13 protein-coding genes are annotated in these 15,440 nt (G+C 66.1%); 9 read left to right on the top strand and 4 right to left on the bottom strand.

From position 1 onward, the window contains the following. Window positions 1–52 precede the first annotated feature (52 nt). The 4 genes from AAIL67_RS07875 to AAIL67_RS07860 are packed head-to-tail and all read left to right on the top strand — an operon-like array spanning window position 53 to window position 5,018. Complete coding sequence (locus AAIL67_RS07875) at window positions 53–991, top strand: 3-keto-5-aminohexanoate cleavage protein (RefSeq protein ID WP_034382825.1); 939 nt, start codon at window positions 53–55, stop codon at window positions 989–991. 48 nt (window positions 992–1,039) lie between these two features. Next, window positions 1,040–2,248 (top strand): ABC transporter substrate-binding protein, encoded by a 1,209-nt coding sequence (locus AAIL67_RS07870; RefSeq protein WP_063662742.1) that lies wholly within the window; start codon window positions 1,040–1,042, stop codon window positions 2,246–2,248. Then, on the top strand, window positions 2,245–3,192 hold the full coding sequence (locus AAIL67_RS07865; protein WP_063662740.1) for a 3-hydroxyacyl-CoA dehydrogenase NAD-binding domain-containing protein: 948 nt from the start codon (window positions 2,245–2,247) through the stop codon (window positions 3,190–3,192). Before AAIL67_RS07870 ends, AAIL67_RS07865 begins: the two co-directional genes overlap by 4 nt. Before the next feature lie 20 nt (window positions 3,193–3,212). Further along, the gene (locus tag AAIL67_RS07860) at window positions 3,213–5,018 is read left to right on the top strand and encodes a feruloyl-CoA synthase (protein WP_343483707.1); all 1,806 of its coding nucleotides are present in this window, start codon (window positions 3,213–3,215) and stop codon (window positions 5,016–5,018) included. A 141-nt stretch (window positions 5,019–5,159) separates the two neighbouring features. Here the strand turns inward: AAIL67_RS07860 and AAIL67_RS07855 are convergent, their stop codons facing one another. After that, window positions 5,160–6,227 (bottom strand): nitronate monooxygenase, encoded by a 1,068-nt coding sequence (locus AAIL67_RS07855; protein ID WP_343483706.1) that lies wholly within the window; start codon window positions 6,225–6,227, stop codon window positions 5,160–5,162. Window positions 6,228–6,260: 33 nt separating this feature from the next. Further along, entirely contained in the window at window positions 6,261–7,442 is a 1,182-nt protein-coding gene (locus AAIL67_RS07850) for a YbfB/YjiJ family MFS transporter (RefSeq protein WP_343483705.1), read from the bottom strand. Window positions 7,443–7,552: 110 nt separating this feature from the next. On the opposite strand from AAIL67_RS07850, the gene AAIL67_RS07845 reads away from it, so the two are divergent. After that, window positions 7,553–8,482: a LysR substrate-binding domain-containing protein gene (locus AAIL67_RS07845; RefSeq protein WP_063662839.1), complete on the top strand. Its 930-nt coding sequence runs from the start codon at window positions 7,553–7,555 to the stop codon at window positions 8,480–8,482. A gap of 13 nt (window positions 8,483–8,495) precedes the next feature. Here the strand turns inward: AAIL67_RS07845 and AAIL67_RS07840 are convergent, their stop codons facing one another. Both AAIL67_RS07840 and AAIL67_RS07835 read right to left on the bottom strand, forming a co-directional pair. Then, window positions 8,496–10,034, bottom strand: coding sequence for a YifB family Mg chelatase-like AAA ATPase (locus tag AAIL67_RS07840; protein WP_063662735.1), 1,539 nt, complete (start codon window positions 10,032–10,034; stop codon window positions 8,496–8,498). Window positions 10,035–10,118: 84 nt separating this feature from the next. After that, a complete protein-coding gene (locus AAIL67_RS07835; protein ID WP_063662733.1) occupies window positions 10,119–10,670 on the bottom strand; it encodes a MarR family transcriptional regulator in 552 nt (183 codons plus the stop codon). Between the two features lie 92 nt (window positions 10,671–10,762). Between AAIL67_RS07835 and AAIL67_RS07830 the strand changes: the two genes are divergently transcribed. The 4 genes from AAIL67_RS07830 (at window position 10,763) to AAIL67_RS07815 (ending at window position 15,424) form a co-directional block, all read left to right on the top strand. Then, window positions 10,763–11,734 carry a tripartite tricarboxylate transporter substrate binding protein gene (locus AAIL67_RS07830; protein ID WP_343483704.1) on the top strand — a complete coding sequence of 324 codons (972 nt, stop codon included), beginning with the start codon at window positions 10,763–10,765 and terminating at the stop codon, window positions 11,732–11,734. Window positions 11,735–11,863: 129 nt separating this feature from the next. Next, on the top strand, window positions 11,864–12,856 hold the full coding sequence (locus AAIL67_RS07825) for a Bug family tripartite tricarboxylate transporter substrate binding protein (protein ID WP_063662837.1): 993 nt from the start codon (window positions 11,864–11,866) through the stop codon (window positions 12,854–12,856). A 113-nt stretch (window positions 12,857–12,969) separates the two neighbouring features. Next, the gene (locus tag AAIL67_RS07820; RefSeq protein WP_063662729.1) at window positions 12,970–14,298 is read left to right on the top strand and encodes a sulfatase-like hydrolase/transferase; all 1,329 of its coding nucleotides are present in this window, start codon (window positions 12,970–12,972) and stop codon (window positions 14,296–14,298) included. Window positions 14,299–14,671: 373 nt separating this feature from the next. After that, window positions 14,672–15,424 (top strand): TorF family putative porin, encoded by a 753-nt coding sequence (locus tag AAIL67_RS07815; protein ID WP_052057548.1) that lies wholly within the window; start codon window positions 14,672–14,674, stop codon window positions 15,422–15,424. Window positions 15,425–15,440: the final 16 nt, after the last annotated feature.

Raw genomic sequence — 15,440 nt, 5'->3', positions numbered from 1 at the left:
GGGGTGAAAAAAATAATAGCTGACGACCCAACCCCACGCATCAGGAGACGCCATGAGCAAGCGCAAAGTGATCGTGACCATTGCCCCCACGGGCGGCATGGCCCACAAATCGCAGAACCCCTATCTCCCTACCCAGCCGGACGAGATCGCCGAGGACGTGGTGCGCTGCTGCAATGCGGGCGCCAGCGTGGCTGCCATCCATGCGCGCCGCCCCGATGACGGCGCCACCTGCAATGCCGACATCTACCGCGACATCAACACCCGCATCCGCGCTGCGGGCTGCGACATCGTGATCAACAACTCCACGGGTGGTGGCGTGCACGGCGACATGGTGCGCGAGCTGCAGGGCGGGCGCTGGGAAATCGCCTGGGAGGAGCGCATCAAGGGCATGGACGCAGGCGCCGAGATGTGCACGCTGGATGCGACCACGCTGAACCTGAGCTTCGGCGGGCGCGAGATCCTCATGGACACGCCGCTGTCCCGGGGCCGCGAGCTGGCCGTAGGCATGAAGGCACGCGGCATCAAGCCAGAGTGGGAGGTCTTCGCACACACCCATATCCTGCAGGACGTGACCACGCTGATCGAGGAAGACCACGATGCCGCACCGCACTTCATCAACCTGGTGATGAACGTCCACCGCAACTTCCAGAACGCCATGCCGTTCTCGCCGCGCTACCTGCAGCAGATGGTGGACGTTCTGCCCGCCAACAGCATCTTCTGCGTCAGCGGCATCGGCCCCTCGCAGCTGGAGGCCAATGTGGCTGCGCTTCTGCTGGGCGGCCATGCGCGTGTGGGTCTGGAGGACAACCTCTACTACCGCCAGGGCGAGCTGGCCACCAATGTGCAGCTGACGGAGCGCATCGTGCGCCTGATCCGCGAGCTCGACATGGAGCCCGCCACACCCGAGGAAGCGCGTCAGATCATGGGGCTGCAACGCGGCGGCATGCCGCTGCCCGCGTTCGCGCCCGCCGCCATGGCACAGGCTGCCTGAGCAGCACACGACGCAGCACAGTTCGCACAACAACGAGGAGACAGCATCATGAAACTCACATGCAAGGCCCTGGCCGGCGCCGTGACGCTGGCCGGTGCGGCCACGGCAGCAGCTCAGATTTCGGACGATGTGATACGCATAGGCTTCATCAGCGACATGTCGGGCGTATACCGCGACTACGACGGACCGGCAGGCGCAGAGGCCATACGCATGGCCATCGCCGACATGGGCGGAGCCATCAACGGCAAGAAGATCGAGCTTGTGGCGGCCGACCACCAGAACAAGGCTGATATCGCCGCAGCCAAGGCGCGCCAATGGTTCGACGTGGAGCGCTTCGACATGCTGATCGGCGGCGTGAACTCGGGCGCGGCCATTGCCATGGCGGGCGTGGCGCGCGATAAGCGCAAGCCCTATTTCGTGGTCGGCTCGGGTGCTTCCAGCCTCACCAACGAGCAGTGTTCGCCCTACACGGTCATGTATGCCTACGACACGGTGGCCATGGCGCGCGGAACGGCCAGCGCCGTGCTCAAGAGCGGCGGCAAACGCTGGTTCTTCGTGACGGCCGACTATGCCTTCGGCAATGCGCTTCAGGCCGATGCCGCCAAGGTGCTTGAAGCCGGCAGCGGCAACGTGGCCGGTGCGGTCAAGCACCCGCTGGGCGCCAGCGACTTCTCGTCCTTCATGCTGCAGGCTCTGGCGGCCAAGCCCGATGTACTGGCCCTGGCCAACGCAGGCGGCGACACGGTCAACGCCATCAAGTCGGCGGCGGAATTCGGGCTGGCGCAGAAGATGAAGCTCGCGGGCATGATCATCACCATTCAGGACGTGCACGCCCTGGGCCTGAAGACAGCACAGGGCATGTATCTGACCGACAGCTGGTACTGGAACCAGAGCCCCGAGGCCAGCGCATGGGCGCGGCGCTTCTTCGACAAGCACAAGCGCATGCCCACCTCCTTCCATGCGGGCGACTACTCCGCCACGCTGCAGTACCTCAAGGCCGTGCAGGCCGCGGGCACGGACGATGGCACCAAGGTGATGGAACAGCTCAGGAAGACCCGTTTCAACGACATGTTCGTCAAGGATGGCTGGCTGCGCGCCGACGGCCTGATGGTGCATGACATGCATCTGATGCAGGTGAAGACGCCGGCCGAATCCAGAGAGCCCTGGGACTACTACAAGGTGGTCGAGACCATCCGGGGCGAGGCCGCCTGGACCACACGCGCCGAGACGCGCTGCGCGCAATGGAAGACATCATGAGCGCAGCCGCACCCGTGATACGGCGCGTGGCCGTGGTCGGCACCGGCGTGATCGGTGCCAGCTGGGCAGCGTTCTTCCTGGCGCGCGGCCTGGATGTGACGGCCACCGATCCAGCACCCGGCGCCGAGCAGCGCCTGCGCGAAGCGGTGCAGCGCCACTGGCCGACCATGCAACGCATGGGGCTGGTGGATGGAGCTTCGCTCGAACGCCTGCGCTTCGACGCCGAACTTGAGCGTGCGCTGGACGGCTGCGACTTCGTGCAGGAAAGCGGCCCCGAACGCGCCGACTTCAAGGCTGACCTCTATGCGCGCATGGACGCGGCCACACCACCCCGGGTACTGCTGGCCAGCAGCAGCTCGGGTCTGCCGGTCAGCGGCATGCAGGCACGCTGCAAGACGCCGCAGCGCGTGGTTCTGGGCCATCCCTTCAATCCGCCGCACCTGATTCCGCTGGTGGAAGTGGGTGGTGGCGATGCCACCTCGCCAGACAGCATCCAGCGCGCCATGGACTTCTACGCAGCGCTGGGCAAGCGCCCCATTCATGTGCGGCGCGAGATCGCTGGCCACATCGCCAACCGCCTGCAGGCCGCGCTGTGGCGCGAGGCTTTTCACCTTGTTGACCAGGGGGTGGCCAGCGTCAGCGACATCGACACGGCCATCGCCCACGGTCCCGGCCTGCGCTGGGCACTGATGGGGCCATTCATGAACCTGCATCTGTCTGGCGGACAGGGCGGCATGCAGCATCTGCTGGAGCACCTGGGCGGCCCCATCGAAAGCTGGTGGCGCGATCTTGGCAATCCGGCCATGACAGCGGCGCTCAAGGACAGTGTGGTGCAGGGCGTGGCCGAGGCGCGCGGCATACGCCGCGAAGAGGAGCTGGAGCGCACGCGCGACGAACTGCTGACCGACCTGATACGGGCCAAGGCCCAGGGCTCGCTGTTCTGAGCCCACATGGAGGAGCACGCATGCAAGCCATAGACTTCCTGTCCGACCCACAGCAGGTCGCCCCGCCGCGCAGCCTGCGCATCGATCTCGACGACGGCAGCTTCGTGCTGCGATCGCCCGTGGCGCTCAAGCCCTATGCACGTTGCGTGGGCGAGTGGCTGGAGCGCTGGGCGCGCGAAACACCCGAGGCGCCGGCCCTGGCCGAGCGCACACCCGACGGAAGCGGCTGGCGCCAGCTGTGCTGGGGCGAGCTGCGCGAGGCCGTTGGGCGCACGGCCCAGGGACTGCTGGACCTGGATCTACCCCCCGGCCCTGTGGTCATACTGTCGGACAACGCCATCGATCACGCGGTGCTGATGCTGGCCGCCATGCACGTGGGCCGGGCAGCCTGCTCGCTGTCCAGTGCCTACTCGCGCACGGCGCGCGACTTCGGGCGGCTGCGCCAGATGCTCCAGGTGCTGCAGCCCGCGCTGATCTACGCATCGGACGCGCGCCTGTACAGACCGGCGCTGGCGGCCTGCGAAACCCGCGCGCCCTGCGTCTTCAGCGCACATGCACAGCACTGGCCTGGCGGTCTGGATTTCGAGGCGCTCATGGCCAGACCCGAGACAGTCGCCGTGCGCACCGCCTATGAGGCCATCGCGCCCGACACGCATGCCAAATACCTGCTGACATCGGGCTCCACAGGCACGCCCAAGGTCGTCATCAACACGCACCGCATGCTGTGCGCCAACCAGCAGCAAATGGCGCAGACCTGGCGCTTCCTGGAGCATGAAAAGCCCGTGCTCGTGGACTGGCTGCCCTGGAGCCACACCTTCGGCGGCAACCACAACCTGCATCTGGTACTGGCACATGGCGGCACGCTCTACATCGACGAGGGCAGGCCCGCACCGGGTCTGATCGAGAAGACGGTGCGCAATCTGCGCGAAGTCCGCCCCACGCTGTGGTTCAACGTGCCGCGCGGCTTCGACATGGTGCTGCCGCTGATGGAGGCCGACGACGCGCTGGCGGCGGACATGCTCTCGCGCCTTCGCCTGGCCTTCTACGCAGCTGCGGCGCTGGCCCCCTCGACCTGGAAGCGGCTGGAGGCAGTGGCCCAGCGCGTGCGCCCGGGCCGCCCCCTGTGGCTGACCACGTCCTGGGGCTGCACCGAGACCTCGCCCGCGATCACCTCGGCCCACTGGCAGCTCGACGGCGCCGGCTGCATAGGTGCGCCGCTGCCCGGGCTGGAGCTCAAGTTCGTGCCCAACGGCAACAAGCAGGAAATGCGCGTGAAGGGCGTGTCGGTTTTCCCCGGTTACCGCGACGCACCGCGCGAAACGGCTGCGGCCTTCGACGAGGAAGGTTATTACCGCATCGGCGACGCAGGCTTCGTCGTGGACGAGCAGCGACCCGAGCGTGGCGTGATCTTCAACGGCCGCGTGGCCGAGGACTTCAAGCTCTCCAGCGGCACCTGGGTCTCGGTGGGAACGCTGCGCGTGGAACTGGTGTCGCGCCTGGCGCCATGGGTGCAGGACATCGTCATCGCAGGCCACGACCGTGACGAGCTGGGCCTGCTGGTATTTGCCACGCCCGCAGGCGCTGCCGCCCCCGAAACCCTGGCACAGGCACTGCGCCGCGTGATGCACGAGCAGCGCGACGCAGGCGCGGGCAGCTCGCAAAGCCCCGGCTGCGCGCTGGTGCTGGCCGATCCGCCGGACGCGGAGGCCGGAGAGATCACCGACAAGGGCTACGTCAACCAGCGCGCGGTGCTGACGCGGCGCGCCGATGCGGTGCGACGTCTGTTCGCTTCAAAGGATGCATCGGTCATTCGCTGCAACAGCTAAAACCATAGCAGTCATCGCAATTCAGTATTCAAATCTTGGCGTAAACAGTCCAGATCTGATGCATTACAAGCGATGACAGCTATCAAATCAGATGGTTACTCCAGGCGCACCGAATATCCGCTCAAGCCCGCTCAAGCCCGCTCAGGCGTGCTCCGCCTGCTCCAGCTCCTGCGCCAGCGTGCGCACGAGCTCGGCGGCGGGCATGGCGCGAGCCAGCGGTGCGCCCTGGCCGGCCCAGTGCGCGGCATAGTCGCTGCTGCCTTGCGCGCTGGCTGCCTGGTGCAGCGCCTTGCCCGCGTCATACACCATGGGATAGGCGGGCAGCGCTCCCGCATAGTCCCGCCCCAGCTGGTGCAGACGGTTGAACATGCCGCGCGCAGGACGCCCGGAAATGGCGGCGGTGATGGCCGTGTGCTGCGCGCTGTCGCTTTGCAGCTCGGTGCGGTAGGCCTGGCTGGCGGCGGATTCGGGGCAGAGGATGAAGGCCGTGCCCATCTGCACGGCGCAGGCTCCGAGCTGCAAAGCGGCAGCGATGCCGGCACCGTCCATGATGCCGCCTGCGGCGACCACGGGCAGACGGGACTCGCGCGCCAGCAGCCGCACCAGCGCCAAAGTCCCCATCAGTCTGTCCTGCTCGGGCACGAAAGCGCCGCGATGGCCGCCCGCCTCCATGCCCTGGGCCACGATCACATCCACCCCGGCCTGCTCGATCTGGCGCGCCTCGTCGAGGCTGGTGGCGCAGGCCAGCGTGGTGATGCCGGCGGCGCGCAAGGCATCGACAAAACTCTGCTCCGGCAGGCCGAAATGAAAGCTCACCACGGCGGGGCGCAGCTCCAGCAGCATGGCCTGCAACCGCTCATTGCCCAGCGCTGACTCGTAGATGCAGCGCAGGCTGGGCGGCGCGGACGCGCCATAGCGCTCGAACTCCGGCGCAAGATAGCGCAGCCACTGCGCTTCGCGCTCGGCATCTGCTGCCGGCGCACGGTGACAGAAGAGGTTGACGTTGAAGGGGCGATCGGTCAGCGCACGCGTCTGTTCGATGTGCTGGCGCGCCTGCTCAAGGCCGTAGGCGCCTATGCCGACCGAACCCAGGGCGTATGCATTGCTCACGGCAGCCGCCAGCTGCGGGGTCGAGGTCCCGGCCATCGGGGCCTGAATGATGGGATGCTGCAGGCCCAGGCCTGTCATCCACAAAGGTAGTTTGCTCATCGCGCGTCTCCCGGTTTCACTTCTCGATATGAATCATTGCGCAGTGCGGGCCAGGCGGCTAGAGGCCACCAGCAGCGCGCCCAGGCCCAGCGCCGCGCAGCCCAGCACGAACAGCTGGCGATAGCTGCCGCTGCTGGCGTAGACAAATGCCATCAGATAGCCGGAGCTGGCCTGCAGCAGCGCAAATGCCGCCGTGGCGTAGCCCCACATTTTCTTGTGCTGGCCGGGACCGATGAGCTGCATCAGATAGCCCGAGGTAATGGCCGCCATGCCCGGTGACAGCGCCCCCACCACAAAGCCCGACAGTGCATGGCCACCGAAACCTGACCAGGCCAGCGGCAGACCGATGGCCACCGCCTTGAGGGCATAGGCGCCCGTGGTCGTACCCCACCAGCCCCAGCGCGTCGCGCAGTAGGCCGCACACAGCGGCCCGACCATCGCGCCAAGCCCGAAAAATGCCCATTGCGTCGAGGCATAGGCGCCGCCCAGTTGCAGCTCGCGATCCAGGTAGTCCACCCAGAACACGGTGTGCGGCACAAAGCCGAAGGCGTCGCAGGCATAGGCGGTCAACACCAGGATCACCGCCAGGCTCCATGGCGTTGCACCGGAAGTGGCGGCCGTCGCCGTGGGCTGGATAGCCACAGGGGCATGCGGCTGGATCTGGCGCGCAGCATGCCAGCCGCTGTAAAGCGACAGCGCAGACAGCGCCGTCAACGCCCACCAGACGGCGCTCAGGCTGCTGCGCGCAAACATGGGCACCAGCGTGGCGGCCAGCAAGGCGCCCACGCCAATGCCGCAGAACATCAGCGGGCCCAGCGTGGCACGGCGCTGCGGCGCTGCTGCAGCCATGGCCACCGACGGGCCCAGCACCATCAGCGCGGCACCGGCAATGCCGGAGATCAGCCGCCAGACAAAGAACAGGGCCATAGGCTGGGGCAGGCTGCAGCCGGCAAAGCTCAGCGTCACGGCCACCCAGCAGATCACCAGCACGCGCAGCGCGCCCATGCGCTCGGCCAGCGGCGCGGCGACCAGAGCCCCGATCAGATAGCCGAGCAGATTGGCGGCCCCCAGATAAGCCACCTGCTCGCCGCTGAACCAGCCCGCATGCACCATCTGCGGCATCAGCGCCGTATAGGCGAAACGGGCCAGGCCGACGCCGCTCAAGGTGGCCATGAAACCGGTCAACAGCAGGGGAAGTTCTTTGCGCTCGATCACAGCTCGGGTTCCGGAGGGAAATTGGTATCAAGCCTAAACGCTGCGGCCCGATCATGTCCAATGATTCAAAATGATGACTTGTATCTCATTTCAAGATATTGGAGCCGCATATGCAACTCAAATCCCTGCGCATGTTCGAAGCCGTCTGCGAAAGCGGCAGCTTTGGTGCCGCTGCCCAGCGGCTGCACACCGTGCAGTCCAATGTCACGGCCCATATCAAAAAGCTCGAGGACGAAGCGGGCGTGCAGCTGCTGATGCGGGCCAACCCGGTCTTTCCCACTCCGGCCGGACGTACGCTGCTGGAATCTGCGCGGCAGATGCTGCAGTCGCATGACCAGGTGCTGGCCATGCTGCAAACCCGGCAGTTTGCTGCCGGCCAGGTCAAGGGTGCCTTGCGCATAGGGTCCATGGAAACCACGGCCGCCCTGCGCCTGCCGCCCCTGCTGGCCGAGTTGCGCAGGCTGCATCCGGGCATCGACCTGGAACTGGATGCCCAGCCCACGGCCGCATTGCTGATGGAGCTGGCGGCCGGCCACATCGACTGCGCCTTCATCAACGGAGCCGCACCGCAGAGCGAGCTGCATTCCTGGCCGCTGTTCCGCGAAGAGCTGGTGCTGGTCAGCGGACAGCCGCTGACGCGCTTCCCCACCGCGGCGGAGTTCGGCAACGCCGTGTTCCTGGCTTTCCGTCAGGGCTGCAGCTACCGCCAGCGGATCGAGCTGCTGATGGCCTCCATGGGGGTGACAGCGGTACGCATCATGGAGCTGGGCATGCTGGACACCATCCTCGGCTGCGTGGCCGCCGGCATGGGCTATGCGCTGCTGTCGCGCTCGCTGGTCGAAGCCCAGCAGCAGCGCTTTGGCGTGCACTGGATGACTCTGCCCGGCAGAAGCGGACAGGAGCTGGCCTTTGTCGACACCTGTTTTGTGACCGCAGCCGTACAAGGCTGGTCGCCGGCACTGCATGCATTTGCGCAGGTACTGGGTGTCAATCCGCAGGCCACACGGGCGCAGCCCGTGGCGCTGGCTCTTGCCGCCTGAGAGCGGCAAAACATCACGGCTGCATCAGCGCACGGCGGTATTGCAATGCCTCGGCCAGATGGGTTTGCATGATGGCATCCGAGCCCGCCAGATCGGCAATGGTTCGCGCCACCTTCAACGCCCGGTGCGTGCCGCGCGCCGACCAGCCAAGGCGCGCTGCAGCCTTGTGCGCAAAGGTCAGCGCCTCGGGCTCCAGCTGCAGATGCGTGTCGAGCTGTGCCCCCTGCAACTGATGATTGGGCAGGCCCTGGCGCTGCAAGGCCTTGTCCCTGGCCGCGCTCACGCGTTGCTGCACGGCAGCGCTGCTCTCCCCTTCGGGCGCTGCCAGCAACTCCTCGGGTGACAGTGCCGCCACCTCCACATGCAGATCGATACGGTCCAGCAAGGGACCGCTGATGCGTGCCTGATAACGTGCCACCTGATCGGGCGAGCAGCGGCAGGCCCTGATGCGCGACCCCCAGAAGCCGCAGGGACAGGGGTTCATGGCTGCCACCAGCTGGAAACGGGCCGGGAACTCCGCCCTCTGCACGGCCCGCACGATGGTGATGCGTCCGGTCTCCAGCGGCTCTCGCAGGGCCTCCAGAGCGCTGCGCGCGAACTCGGGCAGCTCATCCAGGAAAAGCGCCCCGCAATGGGCATATGAAATCTCGCCGGGCCGGGGCGGAGAGCCGCCACCGACCAGCGCGATGGAGCTGGCCGTGTGATGAGGAGCGGCAAATGGCCGCTGGCGCCACAGCTGCGGCGTGAAACGACCGCTGAGGCTGGCAATGGCTGCGGCTTCGAGCGCTTCCTCATCGGTCATGCCGGGCAGCAAACCCGCAAAGCGCTGGGCCAGCATGGATTTCCCCGAACCCGGAGGGCCGATCATCAGCACACCGTGAGCCCCGGCAGCTGCAATTTCAAGCGCACGCTTGGCCTGCATCTGGCCGCGCACCTCGCGCAGATCCAGCGACGGCAAAGAGGCTTCAGCAGGTCTGGAGTGCACCCGCTGCCAGCCTTCCACGCCATCGCCCTGCTCCGCCAGGGTGGCTTCATGCGCGATGAACTGCCTGACCACATCCAGCAGATGCGCGGCGCCGAAGACTTCGACAGCCGGCACAAAGGCTGCCTCCAGCGCACTTTCTGGCGGCAGCACCAGCCGCACGCGTTGTTGCTGACGCTGCAGGGCCAGCGCCGTTGCCAGGGCCCCGCGCACCGGACGCAGGGCACCGGTCAGGGACAGCTCTCCGGCAAACTCATAATCGGCGAGCCGCTGTGCATCGATCTGCCCGCTGGCCGCCAGAATTCCCAGCGCTATCGGCAGGTCAAAGCGGCCTGAGTCCTTGGGCAGATCTGCCGGAGCCAGATTGACCGTGATGCGCTGATTGTTCGGGAACTCCAGCCCCGCATTGACGATGGCCGCACGCACGCGCTCGCGGGCCTCCTTGACCTCCACATCCGCCAGGCCCACCAGCGTGAACGAAGGCAGTCCGTTGGCCAGATGGACCTCCACCGTGACAGCCGGTGCCTGCAAGCCCAGCAGGGCACGACTTTGAACCAGTGCCAGACCCATCACGCCCCTCCCCTTCAAGCCCAACTGTAGGGCCTAGCGTATGCGCCAGCGGCTCAAACAGGCAATAGGGGTGTGCACAGGCCGTCAGCCGGCGGCGTCGTCGCCACGGGCAGGCTGCCTGCCGGCAGCCCGGCCACGGCGGCGCTCGGCCTTGGGAAAGCTGCCCTGCTCCTGCATGAGCGCCGCCCGATTGCGCACGCGCTCGAACACCTGGGACAGCACCTCAAGCTCGGTATCGCTGACGTCGCCGAGCAGCTCCTGGTTGATCGCCTGTATCTGCGGAAACAGCTGGGTGTGCAGCGCCAGCCCGGCGTCCGTCAGCTGCACCATGGCCTGGCGCCCGTCGCCGGCTATGCCCTGCTTGTGCAGCAGCCCCTTGACAATCAGCGTGGAGATGGTGCGCGAGGTGCGCGTGCGATCGAGCTGCGCCAGCTCCGCGAGCTGGGACGGCTGCATGGCGCCCTTGGTGGCCAGCAGCCCGATCATGCGCCACTCGCGCCGGGTGATGCCGAAGCCGCCCTCGCACAGGCGCACCACCATGGTCCCGGTCGAGCTCATCAGGCGGGCCAGATGGTAGAGGAACAGATCGTCCAGCTCGGACGGCTGCCGCCAGGGGTGGCGCTGCGCCTTGGTCATGGGTCTTTGTGGGTTTTCTCTAGGAATGATGGATTAGATCCATTATCGAGTCACTGCTTACAGTGGCTCCAAAGAAAACGACAGGAGACACCATGCCTTGCACCCGTATCGCCCGCCGCACTCTGGCCGGGCTGGCGGCCGCCGCGCTTCTGACGGCATCTCATGCTGCCGACAACTGGCCCGCCAAGCCCATACGCATCATCGTTCCCACCCCGCCCGCCGGCCCTTCCGACATCGCCGTGCGCCCGCTGGCGGCGGCCGTGCAAAAGGCGCTAGGTCAAGCCGTGATCGTGGAAAACCGGGCCGGTGCCAATGGCAATATCGGTGCGGCCGAGGTCGCCCGAGCCGCAGCCGACGGCTACACCTGGCTGTGGGCCATGGACCCGGTGCTCACCGTCAACAAGCATATCTACAAGAACATCGGCTACTCCAGCGATGCCATCGTGGTGCTCAATGCCGCTGCCAGGTTCTCGCAGACCCTGATCTGCAACCCCGGCCTCGGCTTCAAGTCCGTCAAGGACATGCTGGAGGCAGCCAAGGCACGCGAGCTGACCTATGCCACCGGCGGCGCGGGCTCCCCCGGTCATCTGGTCATGGAGTCGCTGCTGTCGGGCACCGGCGTGAAGATGGTGCATGTGCCCTACAAGGGACCGGCACCCGCCATGCAGGATCTCATGGGCGGCCAGGTGGACTGCGGCTTCCTGGCCGCCCCCACGGTGCTGCCCCAGATCCAGAGCGGTCGCGTCACCGCCCTGGCCACCACGGGGCGCACGCGCTCGCCGCTGCTGCCGGCGTTGCCCACGATTGCCGAGTCGGGCTACCCCGATTTCGACGGCACCTACTGGCTGCTGCTGGCCGCCCCCAAGGGTGTTCCTGCCGAGATCCAGAAGCGCTTTCTCGCCGCCATGGATGCCGCCATCCGCTCGCCGCAGCAGCAGGAGCGGGTGAAGGCCGTGGATATCGAGATGGTGGGCAGCAGCCCCGAGCAGGCCCAGGCCAGGGTGCGCGAGATCTCGGGCAAATGGGAAGCGCTGGCCCGCAAGATCAATCTGAAACCCGATTGAGGCCGCAGGCCCGGGCGCCGGCCATCTGAGCGGCTCAGGCCGGTGCCGACACGCACTTACACTGCCCGCTTTCCCATCAGCAATGGCGTGAGCCCGCAGCTCGGATCACAGACCAGGAGAGACATGACGATGCAAAGAAGAATCTTCGGCAAGCTCGCGGCGGGGCTCGGCCTGAGCGCAGGATTGCTGGGCAGCGGCGCGCTGCAGGCCCAGGAGACCCATGCCCTGTTTCCCAACAAGACACCGCTGCGCATGGTGGTCGGCTATCCGCCCGGCGGCGCCACCGACCGCGTGGCGCGCATCGTGGCCGACCGGCTGCAGGCCCGGCTGGGCAGCCCGGTCATCGTGGAAAACAAGCCCGGCGCGGGCGGCCGCCTGTCGGCCCAGTATGTGAAGAACGCCCCGGCGGCCCAGCCCGCCGTGCTGCTGGCCAATCCCGCCGTGATGGTGGTGGCGCCGCTGGTGTTTCCGGACTCGGGCTACGAGCCGGAAAAGGACTTCCGCCCCATCAGCGAGGTCAACCGCTACGAGTTCGGCCTGGCCGTCGCCAGCGCCGTGCCCGTGAAGGAGCTGCCGCATCTGCTGGCCTGGCTCAAGGCCAATCCGCAGCAGGCCAATTTCGGCGTGCCGGCCACGGGCAGCCTGCCGCACTTTTTTGCGCTGATGCTGGGCGAGACCGCCAAGGTGCCCGTCGAGGTCGTGGGCTACAAGGGCTCGGGCCCGCTGCTCACCGACCTGATGGGCGGGCAGGTCCCCATCGCCGTGGACACTCTAGACACCCAGATCGCCCAGCATGAAGCGGGCAAGCTGCGCGTGCTGGCCACCTCGGGCGAGCGCCGCAGCACCATGGCACCCGGTATCCCCACGCTCAAGGAGCTGGGCGTGAACCTGGTCGGCACGGGCTGGAACACCTTGTTCGCCCCGCAGAGCATGGCGCCGGCCACGGTGCAGCGCCTGTCGCAGCTGGTGCAGGAGGTGATGAAGGAAGCAGACACGCAGCAGAAGTTCGCCGCCTCCAACCTGGTGCCCGTGGTCAGCAGCGCGCAGGACACGGAAAAAATGCTCAAGGCCTACCGCGCGCAATGGGCGCCGGCGGTTCAGCGCTCGGGCTTCAAGCCCTGATTTTTGAGGAGCAGATATCGCTTGTTACCAAACATTTTCAGCATCAAACCTATTCAAAATCCTTGCATAACAAGCGATAGAAGCTCCTGTTTTTGAACGTTCTCCGCTATCTCATGACTGACTCCCGCCCCAATCTGATCTTCATCCTGGCCGATGACCTCGGCTATGCCGACCTGGGCTGCACCGGTGCGCGCGATGCGCACAACAACGCCACCGACGTCTCGCCGCGCCTGGACGCCATGGCGGCCCAGGGCCTGCGCTTCACGCGCGGCTACTCCAACTCCTCGGTGTGCTCGCCCACGCGCTTTGCGCTGGCCACGGGTCGCTGGCAGTACCGCCTGCGCGGTGCGGCCGAGGAACCCATCGCCAGCGTGCATGGCGACAAGGTGCTGGGCCTGCCGCCCGATCACCCCACGGTGGCCTCGCTGCTGCGCGATGCCGGCTATGCCACGGCCCTGGTCGGCAAATGGCATCTGGGCTACCCCCCGCATTTCGGCCCGCGCCTTTCGGGCTACGAGGAGTTCTACGGCTTTCATGCCGGCGGCGCCGACTACTTCGCCCACTGCGATCCGCGCGGGCGCCCCGACTTCTGGATCAACGAGGAGCCGCACACCGAAGACGGCTACCTGACCGACCTGCTGAGCCGCCGCGCGGTGGACTTCGTCAAGCGCCAGAGCGCCGAGCAGCCCTTCTACCTCTCGCTGCACTACAGCGCCCCGCACTGGCCCTGGCTGACGCGCGAGGACCGCGCCGAATCCGAGCGCCTGCAAGGCATGGGCAAGCACACCGACGGCGGCAGCATCGACACCTATCAGCGCATGATCCATCACATGGACGAAGGCATCGGCTGGCTGCTGGATGCGCTGGAGGAAAAAGGCCTGAGCGAGAACACGCTCATCGTCTTCACCAGCGACAACGGCGGCGAGCGCTTCTCCAATACCTGGCCTTTCGTGGGCCAGAAGATGGACCTGCTTGAAGGTGGCATCCGCGTGCCCTTGCTGGCACGCTGGCCGGCGCGCATGACGGCCGGCGCCGTCTGCGACACGCCCAGCCTGACCATGGACTGGTCGGCCACCTTCCTGGCCGCCGCCGGCGTGGACGCGCATGCCGACTATCCGCTGGACGGCATCAGCCTGCTGCCCCTGATGCAGGATCAAAGCTGGATGCCCGAGCGCGACCTGGCCTGGCGTATGAAGCACCGCGAGCAAAAGGCCTTGATCCGGGGCGACTGGAAATATCTGCAGATCGAGGGCATCGAATACCTGTTCAACATCGCCAGCGACCCGCGCGAGCGCGCCAATCTGCGTGATCGCGAGCCCCGGAAACTGGCCGAGCTGCGCAGCGCATGGCAGCACTGGAATCAGGAGCTGCCGCCGATTCCGCAGGAAGCCAAGGTTTCGCTGGTGTTCACCAAGGCAGACCTGCCCCAGGCCAGCTTCTGAGCTGAGCGCTGCCTGCAAGCCCATCGCCCAGGCGATGGGCTTTTTTGCGTCCACGCCCAAACAGAGAGCACGCACTCACTTTCAAATCACCTGTTTGGTGCAAAAACCGGATAAAAACCGGGCCATGGCGGTGCATTGCAAAAACGCACCATCCTGGTGCATTCGGTTCAGGCCGCAAACCGGGTGGCGAAAGTTGCGCTCAGTGATTGTGAAAACTCGTAGCTTTTTGTACCGGGCAGCTATGGCCCGCTGCCTGTTCTAGGGCCTTGGGCAGCGAACCGTGCCGCAGCCGCCGCAGAGACTGGCACGGTCTGTGCTTTGAGAGTTCATCCGAGATTTTTGCCACGAAATTTTCAAACCGGAGGAACCCTGAATGCCTAGTCCCGCTGCAAGCCGTTTCAAGACTTTCGCCAAGACTGCCGCCCTGGCCTGCGCCGTTGTCGCCCCCATGTGGGCCCATGCCCAGCTCTCCGCCAACGTTGCCCTGACCACCAACTACAAGTTCCGTGGTCAGGATCAGGACGCCAGCCGCACCAGGGCCGTCAAGCCCGCGCTGCAAGGCGGTTTTGACTACACGTTCGGCGACAGCGGCTTCTACGTCGGCAACTGGAACTCCTCCGTGGACTGGCTGCCCGGCAACTCGCTGGAAACCGACTTCTACGGCGGCTACAAGTTCAAGGCTGCCGATGTGGACTGGGACGTGGGCATGCTGACCTATGTGTACTCGGGCAACGCCAACGGCAACACCACCGAGATCTACGGCTCCGGCACCTACGGCCCGTTCACGGCCAAGTACTCGCACACGGTGTCCAAGGACTACTTCGGCTGGGCCGGCGCCAAGGCAGGCTCGGGTCTCAAGGGCCGCAATACCGGTTATCTGCAGTTCTCCTACAGCCAGGAAGTGATGCCCAAGGTGACACTGAAAGCATCAGTTGGTTACACCCATTTCTCCAGCGACATCAAGGACCTGGGCGTTCCCAACTATGTGGACTACAGCGTCGGTGGTGCCTATGACCTGGGCGACGGCTTCTCTGCCGCTGCGGCAGTGACCGGCGCCAACAAGAAGGCCTACTTCGGCGATGTGAACAAGGCGCGTCTGATTCTGACGCTCTCCAAGACTTTTTAATTTTTCAGGAGCCCGT

Origin of the sequence: Comamonas sp. A7-5, from assembly GCF_039581385.1 — a bacterium.
GTDB classification, from domain to species: Bacteria; Pseudomonadota; Gammaproteobacteria; order Burkholderiales; family Burkholderiaceae_C; genus Comamonas; species Comamonas thiooxydans.
This window is presented reverse-complemented; position numbering and strand designations above follow the sequence as displayed.